This is a genomic window from Sulfuriferula nivalis, from assembly GCF_009937995.1.
Taxonomy (GTDB): Bacteria; Pseudomonadota; Gammaproteobacteria; order Burkholderiales; family Sulfuriferulaceae; genus Sulfuriferula; species Sulfuriferula nivalis.
This window is the reverse complement of sequence record NZ_AP021881.1, coordinates 1,730,777-1,748,215: the sequence shown is the minus strand read 5'-3', so window position 1 is coordinate 1,748,215 and position 17,439 is coordinate 1,730,777. Positions and strand designations below refer to the sequence as shown.

Here is a 17,439-nt window from a genome sequence, read left to right as displayed (position 1 = left end):
TTGATATTGGAGTCTGTTTACATGAAAAACGTACGTAATTTCAAAATAGCGGCAATCGGATTGGCCTTAGCAACGACAGCGGTAATGGCGCATGCTGCGGACGAGCCGTTAAAAGCGGGCTTCGTTTATGTGGGTCCTGTTGGTGATGCAGGTTGGACTTTTGCGCATGACCAAGGTCGTCTTAGCATGGAAAAAGCACTGGCGGGCAAGGTCAAGTCGACTTATGTTGAAAATGTACCTGAAGGCGCAGATGCCGAGCGTGTAATCAGACAGCTGGCTGCCGATGGTAACAAAATTATTTTTACCACTTCATTCGGTTTCATGAATCCGACACTGAAAGTGGCGCAAACATTCCCTAACACCTATTTCGATCATGCGACAGGCTATAAAACAGCCAAAAACATGGGCACTTATCAGGCGCGTTCCTGGGAAGGTGCTTACATGCTGGGTGTGCTGGCAGGTAAAATGACCAAGAGCAATATTCTGGGCTTCGTAGGTTCTTATCCAGTGCCTGAAGTCGTGCGTAATATCGATGCTTATACTTTGGGTGCGCAAAGTGTGAACCCGAAAATAAAAACCAAGGTAATCTGGGTAAGCAGCTGGTACGATCCAGCACGTGAACGTCAAGCTGCAGAAACGATGATAGCCCAAGGTGCTGACGTATTAAGCCAGAATACTGATTCACCAGCGGTGATACAGACTGCCGAAGAAAAGGGTGTTTATGCATTTGGTTGGGATTCGGACATGTCCAAATTTGGTCCTAAGGCGCATCTGGTTGCCAGTACTTTAAGCTGGTCACGTTACTACACTGACACAGTGAAAGAGGTTTTAGCTGGCACATGGAAACCGACCCAAACTTTATGGGGCATGAAAGAAGGTATGGTGGTGTTAACTGCACTTAGCCCTTCTGTACCAGCTCCAGTAGCCAAAGTGTTTGAAGAGAAAAAACAGGCGATTATCAGTGGTAAACTCGTTCCCTTCACTGGTCCTATCGTAGATCAGGCTGGTGTAGTGAAAGTGGCCGCAGGTGCTATGATGCCTATGGGTGAATTGATGTCATTGAATTACTATGTGCAAGGGGTTGAAGGTTCGATTCCTAAGTAATTCCGGACAGGCAGCAAATCATTCACGGACGGGAGTCATATCCCGTCCGTGTTTTTTATTATGGAAGAGAAAATTATGACAGACACCGATATCGTCAGTTTTGTACGTGCCTTGCCAAAAGCTGAATTGCATTTGCATATAGAAGGTACGCTAGAACCCGAAATGACGTTTGCACTGGCCGCCAAGCACGGCATACAGCTGCCTTACGCCAATGTAGCGGCATTACGCAGCGCTTATAATTTTTCCAACTTGCAGTCATTTCTGGATATTTATTACCAGGGTGTGCAGGTATTGATTGATGCGGATGATTTCTTTCAGCTAACTTATGCTTATCTGCAGCATGCTCATGCAGATGGCGTTATTCATGTCGAAATATTTTTTGATCCACAAAGTCATCTTGAACGCGGCATTCCACTGTCCGTTGTGTTCGAGGGTATTAATCGTGCTCTGGCAAAAGGTGAGGCTGAGCTGGGTATTACTTATCGTGTTATCCCGTGTTTCTTGCGTCATTTGAGCGAGGAAGCCGCCATGCAAACCCTGGAAGCTTTGTTGCCTTACCGTGAGTATTTTTGTGCTGTGGGTCTGGACTCCAGCGAGAATGGCCATCCACCTTCAAAATTTTCTAATGTGTTTGCGCGTGTGCGGGCTGAAGGGTTTTTAACCGTAGCGCACGCAGGTGAAGAAGGTCCACCCTCATATATCTGGGAAGCACTGGATGATCTGAAAGTGTCACGGATTGACCATGGTGTAGGCTGTGAAGCAGACGAGAAATTATGTCAGCGTCTGGCACAAGAACGCATGCCATTGACTGTGTGTCCTGTTTCCAATATCAAACTGGCAGTATTTGATCGCATGGAATCACATAACCTTAAGCGTCTGTTGCAACGCGGTCTGTGTGTGACAGTGAGCTCGGATGATCCTGCTTATTTTGGTGGTTATGCGCTGGACAATCTGCTGGCCGTGCAGCAAGCGCTGGATTTGACACGAGATGACATGATGACCCTTGCGCGTAATTCTATTGAAGCATCCTTCTTGTCGGAAACAGACAAACAAGGATGGCAACGGAAAATTGACGCATGTGTTCATGGCTAACAAGTCACGTGTGTTACCTATAAATTAGAACCACATGTGCACACCCGCAACAAATTGCAGATCATGTGCTGGATCGCCATTGGTTCGTGCAAGGGCTGCAGTTTTGCCATATTTTTGTACATAGTTAACACCGAAGTAAGGTGCAAACTCACGGCGGATCTCATAACGCAGGCGTAAACCTAACGATGTATCGGACAGTCCTGCGCCTATGCCACGCTCCAAATCTTCTTTGGTATATAGATTAGCATCGACTTCTGGGGTGAGTATCAGCCGTTGGGTTAATAACAAGTCATATGATGTTTTCAGGCGTGCCATAGTACGACCTGATGGACCAACATATGCGGTGGCTTCCACATCAAATTTATACGGTGCCAGCCCTTGTATGCCCAGCGCTGCCCAATCACGTGATGGATCAGTACCAAAATCATGACGTATTCCCGACATCACATCCCAATAGGCCGCAACGGTGTGGCCCCATAACAGCTCCGCATCTGCGTCTTGTGTTTTACCATGCGCACGCTGACCTTCGCTGCGTATCCACAGCTTGTTAATGTCGTAACCGAGACGAAAGCGGCCATCCCATACCAAGCTGTCGGCTTGATCGCCATGTACATATTCCAGCTTATCGAGCATAAATTTAGCGATGAGCGGATCGTCATTCATATCCATGATGTCCATGTTCATTCCATCAACGTGGAAAGATTTGCCTGCTGAACCATCGCTGCTGGGCAGACTGCCTACTGCTGGTGCAGGTAACTCTGGCGAATTTGGTTGCTCAGGCAGTTTTGGCTTACTGCTATGATCCATACTCGGCATGTCCGCCATGCCGGGCATGTCGTTCATGTTTTTCATGCTGGCATCTGACTCTGAGGGTGCCATGTCATGCCCAGACATCGGCATAGTCATCGTTTCTTGCGCTAAAACAATCCCGCTTAGTGGGAACAACGTGCATAGCAGTGCTAACGGTTTGAGGTTATTCATTAATGCATTCTCCAGTTAGGCAACCACAACAGTGCGGAACATGCCGCCTTCCATGTGGTATAGCATGTGGCAATGATAAGCCCAGTTGCCACGTGCATCGGCAGTGACCCGGTAGCTGACGCGGTGCCCGGGTGCCACGGTAATAGTATGTTTGCGCACCTGGAATTTGCCATCGGGTGACTCGAGTTCACTCCACATGCCGTGCAGGTGTATCGGGTGATGCATCATGGTGTCGTTGATCAGGACGATACGTAAACGTTCACCAAAGTGAAACAGTATCGGCTCGGCTTGAGAGTAGGGTACGCCATTGAAAGACCACATATATTTATCCATATTGCCAGTAAGATGCAATAAGATTTCACGTGTTGGATTGCGTGGATCCAGTGCGCCTCCTATGGTATGCAGATCAGCATAAGTCAATACACGACGCTCGTTGTCACGCAAACCGACACCTGGATCATCCAGTCGTGTTGACACTTGCTCTGCACGCATGGAATTGGATGGGCCGAATTCAGTAGCTGCATGGTGGTCTACTGGCACATCCCCACCTTCGGTGTCTGGTTTGCTTGTGGCTGACATATCCATTCCCGGCATGTCTTTCATATCCATACCCTGCATGTCGTTAGATCCTGTCATGTCCATGCCGGCCATATCACCCATCGCCATACCCATGTCTGCCATGTCGAGTGTCGGCACAGGGTCGAGCTTGGGTATCTCAGCGTGCATGCCTATGCGTGGTGCCAAGGTCGCCAGTGCGTAGCCAGATCGATCCAGCGCCTGCGAAAATATCGTGTAGGCACGATCTTCAGTCGGCTCGACAATCACATCATAAGTCTCGGCAACACCAATACGGAATTCGTCAATACTGACTGGATTTACATATTGTCCATCAGCGGCGACTACGGTCATTTGTAAACCAGGAATACGTACATCGAAATAGGTCATCGACGAGCCATTGATAAAGCGTAAACGGATTTTCTCGCCTGGCTTAAATAATCCTGTCCAGTTTCCCGCTGGGGTAATGCCATTGGTGAGAAAAGTGTAGGTTGCGCCGCTGACATCTGATAAATCGCGTGGACTCATACGCATTTCGTCCCACATTGCCCGTGTGGACAAGGCGTTAGCCCAGCCGTCTTGTTTGGCATCCTTGATCAAGTCACCGACAGTGGGTTTGACATAATTGTAGTAATCACTCATTTGTTTGAGGTGCTTGAAGACCTGCTTAGGGTCTTCGTCAGTCCAGTCCGATAGCATTACGACATAATCGCGGTCATATGTGAAGGGTGCGGGTTCACGGGGTTCAATGACGATGGGTCCATACAGACCCGTCTGCTCCTGAAAACCTGAATGACTGTGATACCAGAAGGTACCGGATTGACGTACATCAAACTGGTACACATAGGTCTCTCCAGGCGCAATGCCATTAAAGCTCAGGCCTGGTACGCCATCCATAGCGGTAGGCAGGATAATGCCGTGCCAGTGGATGGAACTGGATACTGACATACGATTAGTTACACGCAGGGTGACTCGGTCGCCCTCACGCCAACGCAGTAGTGGTGCTGGAATCTGGCCATTCACGGTGGTCGCCATGCGAGAAGTGCCCGTAAAGTTGACCGGAGATTCAACCAGATCAAGCGCAAAATCGGTTCCGCTGAGTTCGGTGGCTTGAGTGGGGCTGGTTAAAGCCCACGCTGGGTTTTGCCATAGACCGACGCCTATCAATGCACCTCCTGCAGCAAGTCCTTCTACAAAGCGGCGGCGAGATACATTTGCTGGCGGATTTTTAAACGGTTTCATAGAGCACCCTTCGGGAAATAGCGTTTTTGGTCGACCCCAATATTTGAAATGAGTCAGGCATTTAGAAAACAGAATACGCTTCAAAGATAAGCATTACTGGTATAGAGATAGCCGATTCGCAATCATATCTCGAGAGTATGCAACAGATCGATAAGTTCACCATGAATATTAATTAGTAGAAGCGACAATGTAGATATCTTGCTACGTATGACATTTAGTTACTTGGTAACGTTTTAATGGCCTACAATGAAATGTGATTTTGCAGATATGGTGCAATCAGGCCGTGTGTCAGATATACGTCACTTAGTGAGGTACGACCGTTCTCAATGACGCGCAATAAGTTTCATTTCTTTTAACAGCAAGAGCAAAGGAGACTCAAATGAACAAATCCATGAAATTCTTATTAACATCTTCCATCGTTTCCTTTTATTTAGCGGGGACTACAGTGCCTGCCTCCGCGGCAGAGCCCACGAAATCTACTCCGCCTATGATGCAAGGTCAGGTATCAGGTGACGGGGCGCCATGCCCAGGTTATGGTCCAGGTATGATGGGTGGTGCTGGGGCAGGCATGATGGGAGGAAAAATGGGCTCCGGTTATAGTATGGGGCAGGGAATGATGAATGGTTGGGGCGGCGGAATGGGGGCTATGAGCATGCTCGATCTGACGGATGCACAAACAGCCCAAATGGAGAAAATTCAGGTTGATATGATGAAGCAGCAGCATCCACTCATGCGCCAGATGTGGGATGCGCAGGATAAGCTAGATGGTTTGATGAAAGCAAATAAGCGCGACCTGAGTGCAATCGGTAAGGCCTACGTTCAATTAGCAGATATGCAACAGCAGGCGTTAGCGGTTCATATTGATGCAGAAAACAAAATGGCTGCCATACTGACTAAAGAGCAGCAAGGTCAGATGCACCGCGGTTTTGGCAGAGGGATGATGGGTTACTGATCTAAAAATAAAGCAGGATTAAACCTAGTAAAGCAGCAACAGGTATGCTCGGTAGCGACATCTGCACACGCTAACAATTCTAATGTTACTGAGTGTATTTAGTTTAGTGTCGCTTTACGTGATCAAGGTCTGGGCGGTGCCATGGATCTACGTGTGCCATCAGATCTAATACTCGATGATGTTGCATTACGCGGGCTCGGGCGGCGACAGCGATGTCGTGACCGGCTTCGACGTTGATTGTAGCATCGACTTCAATATGCGCATCGACAACGATCATGTCGCCCATTTTGCGGGTGCGGAGGTCGTGTACACCTTTAACACCGGGGGTTGTTACTAGCGTTTCACGTATAGCTGCGACTTCCTGTTCATCTACTGCGCGATCGACCAGATCATGCAATGCGTCCCAGGCGAATCCCCATCCCATATTGGCGACCATAAAGCCCACTATCAGTGCAGCAATGGGGTCAAATATTGGATAGCCCGCCAGATTGCCAATAATACCAATGCCAACGACTAAAGATGACGCCGCATCAGAACGTGCATGCCATGCATTTGCAACCAACATGCTTGATCGGACTCGCTTGGCTATTACCAGCATATAGCGGAATAATGATTCCTTGGCGATGAGTGCACCCACAGCTACCCACAAGGCGACGATATGTACTTTAGGTACAGTGTCTGGATCCTGGAGTTTGAGGAAAGCTGACCACAGCATGCCTATACCAACAGCCAGTAAGAGCACACCTAATACTAATGAGGCAGCAGTCTCGAAGCGTTGATGTCCATAAGGGTGGTCCTCATCAGCATCTTTTTTGCTGTGGTGGCTGGCAAATAACACAACAAAGTCAGCTATGAGATCAGAAAGCGAATGGATACCGTCGGCTACCAATCCCTGAGATTTCGATATCAGACCAACAATAATTTGAGTGATGCTCAGGCACAGATTTACAGCTACGCTGACCCAAGTAGTACGGGATGCGGCTACAGTGCGCTCTTCCAGGCTGTATTGGGGCGCATCGGGGTCATCGGAAAATTCAGTGTGTTTCATAGGTCGTTGAGCTTAAGAATTAAGTCTATACGGCGGATTTTAATACAGCCTAACTATACAGTAATTTGCCATAATTCGGGAGGTTGGTGATATATCAACTCGATGTTGATTTTTAGCTATATTCGACTCAATTTATAGCATCTGATTATGTCGATTATTAACCATTGCTTATCATAATTTTTATGGCATGTTGGCTATTTTAGAGTTGAGTCAGTGATTGTTTTTCAATTTTAATTTATATACTTAGTGCAATGAAATCTTAATAATTGGTTGGTTGTTTTTTTACAAATAATTATCTATAGTTTGAGACCTGCCATCTAGAAGTTGAGCGTTTAACGTTATGCTGAATTGCTAAGCGTGATTGTTAATCATTGGCAGATAAACATATTAAATTAAATTACCAAAGTGTCGTTTTAGTCTGTCATTAGTCTCTCTGGTTGATTGTGACGACGCTACACCGTTATATTCTTTGCCACCTTGGTGGCTGAATTATGATGATATATTCGTAAGGAGATGGAGTATGAATTTAGTAACTGAAGTTAAATCATCACCATCGCACCCGAATTGGGTTGGCGATTGTCATGCTGAAATACAGCAAATCAGGTCTATACAGATAATGCGGGCGGATGATCCGTGTTTTCGAACTGCGAAACGATATACATGTACCGAAGTCTGTGAATGGAGCAAAGAGTGTCGCAAACTGGTTGCACAGTGGATGCGTTAGTATTTGCACCATCCAATAAGTAAGGTCGATTCCATTTAAAATTCCTCGTTGCGCTGCTATCGTTCAACTGACTATAGCAGCGCATATCCACCCCCTGCCATACTGAATTCTCGGACATCAGGTTTCGCTTAATTGCCGCTGCACTGACGCTGCCAGCTCGCGAGGCTTGGGTTATTTTTTGATATGGCATAACTCGTGCTTGCAAAATACTGAATTCATTACAAACATTGAGAGGTATGTGTATGCAAATAGTGTCTATTAATGTGGCTCAACCTGTAACTATTCGGTTTAATGGTGAAGATGTGTTAACTGGGTTATTTAAAATGCCAGTTGATGGTCAGGTGGCAATTACACCTATGGGACTGGCTGGAGATTCCATCATAGATAGTAGTGTACATGGTGGCCTTGACCAGGCAGTGTACCTGTATCACAAAGAAGATTATGACTGGTGGTCTAATGAACTAGGCAGGGATATACCTTACGGAACATTCGGAGAAAACCTTACGCTAGCAGGGTCTGACGATATTGCATGGGTGATAGGTGATCGTCTGGAAGTAAATGGTGTAGTTCTGGAAATTACTGCACCACGTACGCCCTGTTTTAAGCTTGCTGTGCGTATGGATGACAGTGGTTTTATGAAAAAATTTGCAAATGCCGTACGTCCAGGGGCTTATGCACGGGTCATTAAAGAAGGTAGCGTTGCGGTAGGTGATAGCATAACCGTTGAAAAAACCAAGATGGATTATGCAACGGTTAAGGAAGTCTTTGAGCAATGGCACAGCAACAGCAAATCACCAGAAATTATAAAAAAAGCATTAGCTTCACCTATCGCACCTATGCATAGAGCAAAATTACAGGGCTGGTATGACCAGCTTATGTAAAAACTGGGTGAATACTGGCAATGCATTAATTCTGCGGTGCGAGAATTGTTAGTTGCCCATTTAATTCAACCACATCACAGTTTTTACCCACACCATCGTAAATAAAGAAAGCCGGTGCCAAATCTTTCACAGTCTATCGCTTTATATGTATTACGCTAACGTTTGCAGGTGGGGGGACCCCATGAAAAATGCATGATTTCAGTACTTCGTACTCCCTTTGCGTAATCTTGCCTGACTCCATTCGCTCGTCTTTCGTTCGCTGATTTACCGTTTTAGGCTTCTGAACTCTTTCTTTGCTAACATTTTCATCTCAGTGCTCAGTTTTTTTGATTGGCTCATTCCTTATTGGCGGATACTTACCCATGCAATTACCAAGTGACGGGAAATGGATGTGAGTTATGATTGTGTTGTGCTATAGGCGGCTGATCGAGGTGTGGAATAACATTAAGAAAGCCGACGGTCGTGACCAGCAATAACTAATTAAAAGCAGCAAGTCATATCGGACAAGTAAAAAATGGAAGAAAATATATTCACTTATTCTCAGCTCTCATCCCAATCAGCTTCCCATCTGATCGCATTACATTACGATTTGCCCACCCCTGAAATTTGCACATATTATGCTCGCGGATTACATGATAATTTTTTGGTTGTAACGAAGCAGAACAAATTTATTCTTCGTATATACAGGAAGACCTGGCGTACGGCAGAAGAGATAGGATTCGAGCTGGACTTGCTGAGATTTCTTGGCAACCAGTCTGCCAATGTATCATTTCCAATTCATACCAAGAATGGCAGTTTGAGCTTCCTCATTGATACTGCCGAAGGTCAAAGAGCTGCAGCTTTGTTTCTCTATGCTGATGGCCATGCACCGGGGCATGAAATTACAGTTGAGGAAAGTGGCTTGCTGGGAAGTTCGGTAGCGATTATTCATCAATTAACTGATACGTTTTCTACACCTTACACTCGAACGCTTCTGGATATGTCACACCTGCTTGATGAATCAATTATCACTGTTGATCCGTTTCTTGATCCGGCCATGCGGAGCTACCTTAAAACGTTGCAAAAGCAACTCCATCTGGCTCTGCCGTCAATTCCAAAAGAACCAGGTTTATATGGCATCTGTACAGGAGATGTTAATCCGACAAATTTCCATATGAATGATAAAAAACAAATAACATTGTTCGATTTCGATCAATGTGGCTATGGTTACAGAGCTTTTGAAATTGGTAAGTTAATTTCTTCAGTTCATGCCTTAAAAATGAAAGATGATCTTGCTAAGGCATTCATAGACGGCTATCAACAAATTCGCCAACTAACTCCATTGGAAGTTTCTGCAGTGCCTTATTTTGAAATGATTTCGGTTATATGGGTAATGGCAATTACTGTAAAAAATGCTGATCTAATCGGTCACAAATGGTTAGAGCAACCCTATTGGAATAGAAAGCTGACTATGCTTAAAGAACTTGAAAAAGTGGTGTTTAAAAACTGAATATTGGGCGTGCTGAATAGTCGGTTAAGTATTGTTCGAACGCTGGCTTCATGACTTTCATACCCGAAGTCTGACTTTTGTGTACAACCAAAAACTGGTACTAGGTCTTGCATCAACACATATCAACCGCTTATCGCCCCCAACTGCACAATTAGCTTATATCAAAATACTAATTGTAATACTTGTCAATGTTGCGGTTCAGGAATCAATAAATCTCCATCAAGCGTTACCACATCACAATTTTTACCTGCGCCACCTCGGTCTATAACCAGGAAGTCGGTGGTTTGGTCGAAAACGATCAATGGATGATGCCATATGCCAGGGTGATAGTTGATACCTTGTTGGCCATTACTCAGGAAAGCGTGCAATGTGTCGGGCAAATCCTGATCATTGGTTAAGGCGACTACGATAAGGAATTTATAATTTCCCAGCGGTATGAATGCCTGGCTGCCGAGTGGATGGCGTTCTACCAGCTTCAAAGTCAGCGGAAACTGGGTAGGTGCGCTGCGTACCAGACTAATTAGAGGGCGGCCGCCGTCAGTGCTGATATCCACCTTGGCTAAGTCATGGAAGCGCTGCGCCTGACCATCGTTGATGAGAAATGTATTCGCACTACGCGCTTCTATCACGTCACCAAATGGTGCGAATGCCTCGGCGGTAAGTGGGATGATGGCAAGGTTCTCACATGCTGTCATGTGTAGCTCCTAGATTAACTTTGCCCCATAACCGCAATCGACTGACACCGCCATCGGGAATAATATTGAAACGAATGTGGGTGATGGCAGGTAGCGCCTGTATCTCGTCAGTAAAGGTGTGTATGGTATCCATATTCAGCGACTGCTCTGGCAGTAACGTCGGCCAGAACATGCTTTGCGCGACGATGGACTGCTCAGTTCCACCCTGTATGTAAGCAGCCTGAATAGAACATTTATCCGGGAAATTACCTTTGAAGTGTGCTGTATCTACTTCTATTTTCTTGATAATTCCAGGATGGCCTAATGCAATAATAGCCCAGTCGTTACCAGGTTCGCGGCGGCGGCGTGTTTCCCAGCCGTCGCCCATGTCTTTACCGCGTCCGGGTGTCAATAGATTGGCGGGTTTACCAAAGTGCGCATCGTTACAGGCGATTGCCAGACCGCCATTTTCCATCGCAATTAAATCATACAGTTCATCCTGCGGACGAAGCGCCCAGTCACATGCAACTTGTCCATACACGCGCAGGCGGGCGATACCGCCATCAGGATAGATATTCAGGCGTAAATGACTCCAGATGTGAGGGTCTGCTATGTCAAGGTAATGGTGAGCATTCCCACGTAAAGGTACTGGTGCTGTTAATCGCACCCAGCGTGTTGAGGCATTCGGCTCGCCATCGCAACTGGCGGCTTCTATCGAGGCAGCGGGTGGGTAATTGCCAGTAAAGTGACTGGTGTCGATATCGATGCCTTTGATGATGCCCGGCAAACCTAATTTAATGATGCAATGGTCGTTGCCAGGCACACGTTTACGCCGCGTTTCCCAACCATCCATCCATTTGCCGTTGGTATCGTATTTGCCGGGAATAAATACAGCAGGTTCCGGATTAAGCATGCGTTCTCTGGAAGCGAAAAATTCGTCGGTAGCAGAGAGTACGAGTGCACCGATGCGCGGATCTGCAAGGTTGACCCAGCGAGTGGTAAATTCGGGTGATGAGGTTGATTGAGTATCCATGGATGGCTATCAGGAAGTTAAAAGATCGTTGAGTCGAAATTGAGCAATACGTCCGATTTCATATAGCGCAGTATTTATTTCCTGCTCTGGTGTATGGGTAAGCCGTTGAGTCATTGCTGCGATAATGTCGGCGCGTTTCAGCCCGCGTACTGCGATGATGAAGGGGAAACCGAATTTTTGCTGATAGTCTGCATTTAATTGGGATAAGGCTGCAAACTCTGCTGCGCTGCAATTGTTCAGTCCTGCCGCCGATTGTTCGGATAGCGAAGCGGCAGTCAAATTGCCGCTGATAGCCAGTTTGCCCGCCAGTTCTGGGTGAGCGCATATGAGCGCCATTTGCGCAGTCGGGTTAGCTGTCAATACACAATGCTGCATTTGAGTCGCGAGCTGGCTAATGTCTAAAAATGGCCTTTGCTGACTAACACATTCAGCCACCCAGGGTGAATGTTCATAAATATCACCCAGGCAGTTGATAAAGTCGGCTGAATCGAGTGTGTTTAATTCAGTAATGTTCATGGCTTAATAGGAGCAGGGTGTTGCGCGATCCAGTGGCGGGCGATGTCGATGCGACGGCATAGCCATACTTGCTGGTGACTGAGTACGTAGTCGAGAAAACGCGCCAGTGCTGCGATACGGGCGGGTCTGCCTGCGATACGGCAATGTAAACCTATCGACAGCATTTTTGGAGCCTCGGCACCTTCTGCATAAAGTGTGTCAAAAGCGTCTTTCAGATAGGTATAAAACTGATCACCGCTGTTAAAACCTTGGGCTGTGGCAAAACGCATGTCGTTGGTGTCAAGGGTGTAAGGGACAACCAGATGAGATTGACCGGAGACAGTTTCCCAGTAGGGCAGGTCATCACTGTAGGAATCGGCGTCATAAACAAAGCCGCCGTGCTCTACCAGCAGACGTCGTGTATTTTCGCTATTTCGACCTGTGTACCATCCGTCAGGCGCTTTACCTGTGAGTGAACGTAAGGTGTCAACTGCCAGTTGGATATGTTCACGTTCCAGTGCTTCATCCATGCCGTGGTAGTTAATCCAGCGCCATCCATGCGAAACGATTTCATGGTCGAGTTCTACCAGTTTTTCGGCAAGTGCTGGGTTACGTGCCAGCGCCATGGCGACGGCGAATATGCTGAGTGGTACTTGTCTGTCCTGAAACAGTTTGAGTATGCGCCAGACACCTGCACGGCTGCCATATTCGTAAATAGACTCCATGCTCATGTGACGACTGCCGACAAATGGCTGCGCACCAATAATTTCTGATAAGAATGTTTCGGATGCGGCATCACCATGCAGAATGCAGTTTTCTCCGCCTTCTTCATAATTCAGAACAAACTGTACTGCTATACGTGCATTTCCTGGCCAATGTGGATGGGGAGGGTGCTCGCCGTAGCCTATCAAGTCGCGTGGGTAATCAGTCGTTATATTCAGCATGTTGTGTCGTTATTTAAGCGGGGGATAACCCGAGATTTATTAAATGGGTGACAACCCAAGGATTTCGGCAAGATCGATCTTGTCTTCCTCATCGTTCAGGTTGAGCTTTGCTTCTATTGCTAGCAAATGTTGTTCCATCATTTTTAGCGACAGGGGAATATCACCGCTGGCGATGACGTCTATGAGCCTGTCATGTTCATCATGGCTGCATGCAACGCTGCCCGGTGCTTCATATAATGCAATGATTAATGAGCAGCGTGACACCAGTTCGGCGAGGAAACGCTGCAATATGCTATTGCCAGCCAGTTCAGCCAGTGCAATGTGAAACTCACCGCTCATGCTGATCCAGGTAGCGCGATCACCGCTTTCATAAGCGGCATGCTCGTCCTTAGCCATTTTGCGTAATCGGGCAATCTGAGTTTTGTTGGCACGTGCTATCGCCAGCGGAATAATGGCAGCTTCTATTCCCCTTCTGGCGGCAAATATCTCACGAGTTTCCTCAGGGGTAGGAGAGGCGATAGTGGCGCCATGATTGGGCTTGAGCTCGACGATGTGTGCATGCGCGAGTCTTTGCAATGCTTTGCGGACGATGGTACGGCTGACTTTGAATAAGTCACAGAAATGGGCTTCTGTCAGCTTGGTACCAGGCGGCAGACGTTGACTCATGACTGCATTGAATACGGCGTCATAAATTTTTTTGTCTATTCCCGCCAGGCCACGCTTTGCTGCTGCAGGGGTTGTAGAGGATGATGTATTCTGAGTTGCCATGATTTGTTCCATAGTAATGAATTGGCTGAATTTCCAAGTGCATTTTAATTGTAATGATTTGCCCAACTTATATGCAATGAAATTTATTATATATTGAATACAGTTTTTTAAAATTTTGTATTTTTTAAAATTGCAGAATTATGTCGATGCACTAATATATTGCAATACTGAGTAATCATTGCACCATAGTAATGCATCTCAGCTGTAATTAAGGTTTGAAAAGTAATCCGATATGAAATTCCTAACCAAAATTTGTATACAGTTAATGGTTTTTATCTAAAATTATAGTATGTTATTTAATTTGCATAAATATTGCTTGTTTAAGCCAGATGTAAAATTATGTTAGTGGTATCGGGCAGCTGGACGATGCTAGTTTGTATCCAACCTATTTAAATATATTACGATGACATTTCCTAATCCTATACTGGGCGCTCAAGGTTTGACGCCAACTCATGCACAAATATTACGGCATCTACGCAAGTCAAACGAAGTCGCATTGCGGGCAGTGACGCTGGGTTGCCATCCATTTGGCGCCATACTGGTTGGGCCAGACCAGGAAACAGTTTTGCTTGAGCAATGCAATATTGATACAGTCAATCATGCTGAATCTACATTGGCGCGCATTGCTGCGACTAATTATTCACCTGAGTTTTTATGGAGCTGCACGCTGTATACGGCTGTGGAGCCCTGCTGTATGTGTGCAGGGACCGCATATTGGGCGAATATCGGCCGTGTTGTATATGGCATGAGCGAGCATCAGTTACTTCAGGAAACGGGTGGGCATAAAGAAAATCCGACCATGAGTGTGCCATCCCGTTATGTGTTTGATCACTGCCAGAAACCTGTTGAACTGATAGGACCCATAGAAGAAATAGTAGCGGAAACATTGCTGTTACATCGGGCATTTTGGCACGAATAACATCATTTTCATTGATCTTGCTGGAGTTGAGTAAACTGTATGACATACGCACTGAACCTGATAAACCATCCACTCATACAGCATAAGCTTAGCTTGATGCGGGATGAATCTACATCAACGGGTAGCTTTCGTAAACTATTGCGTGAAATCAGTCAGATGCTGGCGTATGAAGCTACTCGAGACTTGCCTATTGAGTTGGTGACTATCAGAACACCTCTGGTTGAAATGTCAGCACCCAAAATTAGAGGTAAGAAATTGTGTCTGGTTTCCATACTGCGAGCAGGAAATGGCATGCTGGATGGCATGCTGGATGTATTACCAGCTGCGCGGGTTGGGCATGTCGGGCTATATCGTGATCCACAGACTTTGCAAGCCGTTGAGTATTATTTCAAAGTGCCTGATGACATCAGTGCGCGACTGGTCATTGTGGTTGATCCTATGCTGGCAACCGGCAATTCTGCCGTGGCGGCATTGGATAAGCTGAAAGCAGCAGGTGCAAGTACGATCAAATTTGTCTGTCTGTTGGCCGCGCCTGAGGGAGTTGCGACTTTGCAAGCAGCGCACCCAGATGTGCAAATCACCACTGCTGCACTGGATCAGGGGCTAAATGATCATGGCTATATTTTGCCTGGGTTGGGCGATGCGGGCGACCGTATGTTTGGTACTAAATAATGATAGGTGCTAGCCATGCTTGACCTGCTCATCCGTAATTGCACTCTCGTCGATGGGCGTTCTGGTATGGACATCGGCATACAGGGGGATCGCATAGTCGCGCTGCAACCCTCACTTGTGGCAGAGGCCGCTCAGGTTATTGATGCAGAAGGGCAATTAGTATCGGCTCCTTTTGTTGATGCGCACTTTCACATGGATAGTACGTTATCCTTTGGTCTGCCCAGAATCAATCAATCGGGTACTTTGCTTGAAGGTATCGCGCTGTGGGGTGAGCTCAAGCCTTTATTAACACAAGAGGCGCTGGTCGAGCGCGCATTAGCATATTGCGACTGGGCGGTAGCCAAAGGATTGCTGGCAATCCGTTCCCATGTGGATATCTGTGATTCGCGCCTGCTGGCAGTGGATGCGCTGCTTTATGTGCGTGAACAAGTCAAACCTTACCTGGATTTACAACTGGTGGCATTTCCGCAGGATGGGTTGTTACGCGCTCCTGATGCATTGGAAAATTTAAAACGTGCGCTAGATAAAGGTGTGGACGTGGTAGGTGGCATCCCGCATTTTGAACGCACCATGGCTGATGGCGGTGAGTCTGTGCGCATCCTTTGCGAGCTGGCGGCGGAACGAGGTTTAATGGTCGATATGCATTGCGATGAATCGGATGATCCACTATCGCGTCATATTGAAACGCTGGCATTTCAAACGCAACGTTTAGGTCTGCAAGGGCGAGTAACTGGATCGCATCTGACTTCCATGCATTCCATGGATAATTATTATGTTTCCAAACTCATACCGCTGATACGTGAAGCGGGTGTGTCTGTTGTTGCCAACCCGCTGATTAATATTACTTTGCAGGGTAGGCATGATACCTATCCTAAACGTCGCGGCATGACGCGTGTACCCGAATTAATGGCGGCGGGTGTGGATGTCGCTTTTGGGCATGATTGCGTGATGGATCCATGGTATAGCCTGGGAACAGGCGATATGCTGGAAGTTGCGCATATGGGGCTGCATGTTGCACAGATGACTGGGCAGGACGCAATGCGTGCCAGCTTCGATGCAGTAACCAGCATGCCTGCAAAGATATTAGGTTTGGCGGGTTATGGCGTAGCTGTGGGCTGTCGTGCCGATCTGGTTTTGTTACAGGCTCGTGATCCAGTAGAGGCTTTGCGTTTGCGGGCGACCCGACTGGCAGTGATACGTGCAGGGCAGGTGATTGCCACTAGTGCACCAGCGTTGACACAGTTATCGTTACCTGGGCGGACAGCGCTTGTTGATTTTAGAATTTAAATTGTATCCAATTTTATTGATATTGATATTTTTAGCGGTGTAATTTTATTAATTTTTAGCTGCTGATGAATTGAAAGTTCCTCATAACCATCCTCAATAGCTTTGATTCATTGCTTCATGATAAGGGAAATATGGCTGGTGATGCATTTATTGGTATAGATATTGCTTATAAAATTGTATCCAATTTTTATTGATTTGGCTGGATATGAAAGGAAACCCTCAGTAATGGGAAAGTTAAGTACGCACATACTGGATACCGCTCGCGGTTGCCCAGCTGCGAATGTGCCGATTGCGCTCTATAACGTAAGTTCATCGCTGGATACGCCCATACTGGTTGCGCTAAGCAATGCTGATGGCCGTACTGATATGCCTTTACTAGCTGGAGATGAGTTTCTGGCGGGCGAATATGAACTGGTATTTTATGTAGCGGCTTATTTCCGTGATGCGGGTCTGGTGCTAACTGAGCCGCCCTTCCTTGACAGGATAGCCATACGTTTCCAGGTAAGCGATCCTCAACAGAACTACCATGTACCACTGCTGGTATCGCCGTGGAGTTATTCTACTTATCGGGGTAGCTAA

17 protein-coding genes are annotated in these 17,439 nt (G+C 46.7%); 9 read left to right on the top strand and 8 right to left on the bottom strand.

The window, feature by feature from the left end; all coding sequences use genetic code 11:
- The first annotated feature begins 21 nt into the window (after nt 1-21).
- Both SFSGTM_RS08615 and SFSGTM_RS08610 read left to right on the top strand, forming a co-directional pair.
- On the top strand, nt 22-1,104 hold the full coding sequence (locus tag SFSGTM_RS08615; RefSeq protein ID WP_162084796.1) for a BMP family ABC transporter substrate-binding protein: 1,083 nt from the start codon (nt 22-24) through the stop codon (nt 1,102-1,104).
- 75 nt (nt 1,105-1,179) lie between these two features.
- Nucleotides 1,180-2,196 carry an adenosine deaminase gene (locus tag SFSGTM_RS08610; RefSeq protein WP_198420532.1) on the top strand — a complete coding sequence of 339 codons (1,017 nt, stop codon included), beginning with the start codon at nt 1,180-1,182 and terminating at the stop codon, nt 2,194-2,196.
- A 24-nt stretch (nt 2,197-2,220) separates the two neighbouring features.
- Here the strand turns inward: SFSGTM_RS08610 and SFSGTM_RS08605 are convergent, their stop codons facing one another.
- Nucleotides 2,221-3,177 carry a copper resistance protein B gene (locus SFSGTM_RS08605; protein WP_232525951.1) on the bottom strand — a complete coding sequence of 319 codons (957 nt, stop codon included), beginning with the start codon at nt 3,175-3,177 and terminating at the stop codon, nt 2,221-2,223.
- Between the two features lie 15 nt (nt 3,178-3,192).
- Nucleotides 3,193-4,974, bottom strand: a complete 1,782-nt coding sequence (locus tag SFSGTM_RS08600; RefSeq protein ID WP_162084794.1) for a copper resistance system multicopper oxidase — start codon at nt 4,972-4,974, stop codon at nt 3,193-3,195.
- A gap of 379 nt (nt 4,975-5,353) precedes the next feature.
- On the opposite strand from SFSGTM_RS08600, the gene SFSGTM_RS08595 reads away from it, so the two are divergent.
- Nucleotides 5,354-5,926, top strand: coding sequence for a Spy/CpxP family protein refolding chaperone (locus SFSGTM_RS08595; RefSeq protein ID WP_162084793.1), 573 nt, complete (start codon nt 5,354-5,356; stop codon nt 5,924-5,926).
- Between the two features lie 103 nt (nt 5,927-6,029).
- On the opposite strand, the gene SFSGTM_RS08590 is transcribed toward SFSGTM_RS08595, so the two are convergent.
- Complete coding sequence (locus tag SFSGTM_RS08590) at nt 6,030-6,974, bottom strand: cation diffusion facilitator family transporter (protein ID WP_162084792.1); 945 nt, start codon at nt 6,972-6,974, stop codon at nt 6,030-6,032.
- A 966-nt stretch (nt 6,975-7,940) separates the two neighbouring features.
- Here SFSGTM_RS08590 and SFSGTM_RS08585 point away from each other — a divergent pair.
- Together SFSGTM_RS08585 and SFSGTM_RS08580 are read left to right on the top strand one after the other, a co-directional pair.
- Nucleotides 7,941-8,579 carry an MOSC domain-containing protein gene (locus tag SFSGTM_RS08585; protein ID WP_162084791.1) on the top strand — a complete coding sequence of 213 codons (639 nt, stop codon included), beginning with the start codon at nt 7,941-7,943 and terminating at the stop codon, nt 8,577-8,579.
- Between the two features lie 514 nt (nt 8,580-9,093).
- Entirely contained in the window at nt 9,094-10,068 is a 975-nt protein-coding gene (locus SFSGTM_RS08580; protein ID WP_162084790.1) for a phosphotransferase enzyme family protein, read from the top strand.
- A gap of 185 nt (nt 10,069-10,253) precedes the next feature.
- On the opposite strand, the gene SFSGTM_RS08575 is transcribed toward SFSGTM_RS08580, so the two are convergent.
- The 5 genes from SFSGTM_RS08575 to SFSGTM_RS08555 are packed head-to-tail and all read right to left on the bottom strand — an operon-like array spanning nt 10,254 to nt 13,982.
- The gene (locus SFSGTM_RS08575) at nt 10,254-10,763 is read right to left on the bottom strand and encodes an ureidoglycolate lyase (RefSeq protein WP_162084789.1); all 510 of its coding nucleotides are present in this window, start codon (nt 10,761-10,763) and stop codon (nt 10,254-10,256) included.
- Nucleotides 10,750-11,775, bottom strand: a complete 1,026-nt coding sequence (gene alc / locus SFSGTM_RS08570) for an allantoicase (RefSeq protein ID WP_162084788.1) — start codon at nt 11,773-11,775, stop codon at nt 10,750-10,752. The genes SFSGTM_RS08575 and alc overlap by 14 nt, the downstream gene beginning before the upstream one ends.
- Nucleotides 11,776-11,784: 9 nt before the next feature.
- Nucleotides 11,785-12,291, bottom strand: a complete 507-nt coding sequence (gene uraD, locus SFSGTM_RS08565) for a 2-oxo-4-hydroxy-4-carboxy-5-ureidoimidazoline decarboxylase (protein ID WP_162084787.1) — start codon at nt 12,289-12,291, stop codon at nt 11,785-11,787.
- Nucleotides 12,288-13,214 carry an allantoinase PuuE gene (gene puuE, locus SFSGTM_RS08560; protein WP_232525950.1) on the bottom strand — a complete coding sequence of 309 codons (927 nt, stop codon included), beginning with the start codon at nt 13,212-13,214 and terminating at the stop codon, nt 12,288-12,290. The genes uraD and puuE overlap by 4 nt, the downstream gene beginning before the upstream one ends.
- Before the next feature lie 39 nt (nt 13,215-13,253).
- On the bottom strand, nt 13,254-13,982 hold the full coding sequence (locus tag SFSGTM_RS08555) for a GntR family transcriptional regulator (protein ID WP_198420531.1): 729 nt from the start codon (nt 13,980-13,982) through the stop codon (nt 13,254-13,256).
- A gap of 403 nt (nt 13,983-14,385) precedes the next feature.
- Between SFSGTM_RS08555 and SFSGTM_RS08550 the strand changes: the two genes are divergently transcribed.
- The 4 genes from SFSGTM_RS08550 (at nt 14,386) to uraH (ending at nt 17,439) form a co-directional block, all read left to right on the top strand.
- Nucleotides 14,386-14,901 (top strand): nucleoside deaminase, encoded by a 516-nt coding sequence (locus tag SFSGTM_RS08550; RefSeq protein ID WP_162084785.1) that lies wholly within the window; start codon nt 14,386-14,388, stop codon nt 14,899-14,901.
- A 39-nt stretch (nt 14,902-14,940) separates the two neighbouring features.
- The gene (upp, locus tag SFSGTM_RS08545) at nt 14,941-15,573 is read left to right on the top strand and encodes a uracil phosphoribosyltransferase (protein WP_162084784.1); all 633 of its coding nucleotides are present in this window, start codon (nt 14,941-14,943) and stop codon (nt 15,571-15,573) included.
- A gap of 15 nt (nt 15,574-15,588) precedes the next feature.
- Nucleotides 15,589-16,860, top strand: a complete 1,272-nt coding sequence (locus SFSGTM_RS08540; RefSeq protein WP_162084783.1) for an amidohydrolase family protein — start codon at nt 15,589-15,591, stop codon at nt 16,858-16,860.
- A 225-nt stretch (nt 16,861-17,085) separates the two neighbouring features.
- Nucleotides 17,086-17,439, top strand: coding sequence for a hydroxyisourate hydrolase (uraH, locus tag SFSGTM_RS08535; RefSeq protein ID WP_162084782.1), 354 nt, complete (start codon nt 17,086-17,088; stop codon nt 17,437-17,439).

What these genes read in the sequence shown, in the direction of transcription:
- upp (WP_162084784.1), top strand. Translation starts at nt 14,941, where the DNA reads ATGACATACGCACTGAACCTGATAAACCATCCACTCATACAGCATAAG.
- SFSGTM_RS08590 (WP_162084792.1), bottom strand. Translation starts at nt 6,974, where the DNA reads ATGAAACACACTGAATTTTCCGATGACCCCGATGCGCCCCAATACAGC.
- SFSGTM_RS08555 (WP_198420531.1), bottom strand. Translation starts at nt 13,982, where the DNA reads ATGGCAACTCAGAATACATCATCCTCTACAACCCCTGCAGCAGCAAAG.
- puuE (WP_232525950.1), bottom strand. Translation starts at nt 13,214, where the DNA reads ATGCTGAATATAACGACTGATTACCCACGCGACTTGATAGGCTACGGC.
- SFSGTM_RS08540 (WP_162084783.1), top strand. Translation starts at nt 15,589, where the DNA reads ATGCTTGACCTGCTCATCCGTAATTGCACTCTCGTCGATGGGCGTTCT.
- SFSGTM_RS08610 (WP_198420532.1), top strand. Translation starts at nt 1,180, where the DNA reads ATGACAGACACCGATATCGTCAGTTTTGTACGTGCCTTGCCAAAAGCT.
- SFSGTM_RS08605 (WP_232525951.1), bottom strand. Translation starts at nt 3,177, where the DNA reads ATGAATAACCTCAAACCGTTAGCACTGCTATGCACGTTGTTCCCACTA.
- SFSGTM_RS08575 (WP_162084789.1), bottom strand. Translation starts at nt 10,763, where the DNA reads ATGACAGCATGTGAGAACCTTGCCATCATCCCACTTACCGCCGAGGCA.
- alc (WP_162084788.1), bottom strand. Translation starts at nt 11,775, where the DNA reads ATGGATACTCAATCAACCTCATCACCCGAATTTACCACTCGCTGGGTC.
- SFSGTM_RS08585 (WP_162084791.1), top strand. Translation starts at nt 7,941, where the DNA reads ATGCAAATAGTGTCTATTAATGTGGCTCAACCTGTAACTATTCGGTTT.
- SFSGTM_RS08600 (WP_162084794.1), bottom strand. Translation starts at nt 4,974, where the DNA reads ATGAAACCGTTTAAAAATCCGCCAGCAAATGTATCTCGCCGCCGCTTT.
- SFSGTM_RS08615 (WP_162084796.1), top strand. Translation starts at nt 22, where the DNA reads ATGAAAAACGTACGTAATTTCAAAATAGCGGCAATCGGATTGGCCTTA.
- uraH (WP_162084782.1), top strand. Translation starts at nt 17,086, where the DNA reads ATGGGAAAGTTAAGTACGCACATACTGGATACCGCTCGCGGTTGCCCA.
- SFSGTM_RS08595 (WP_162084793.1), top strand. Translation starts at nt 5,354, where the DNA reads ATGAACAAATCCATGAAATTCTTATTAACATCTTCCATCGTTTCCTTT.
- SFSGTM_RS08580 (WP_162084790.1), top strand. Translation starts at nt 9,094, where the DNA reads ATGGAAGAAAATATATTCACTTATTCTCAGCTCTCATCCCAATCAGCT.
- uraD (WP_162084787.1), bottom strand. Translation starts at nt 12,291, where the DNA reads ATGAACATTACTGAATTAAACACACTCGATTCAGCCGACTTTATCAAC.
- SFSGTM_RS08550 (WP_162084785.1), top strand. Translation starts at nt 14,386, where the DNA reads ATGACATTTCCTAATCCTATACTGGGCGCTCAAGGTTTGACGCCAACT.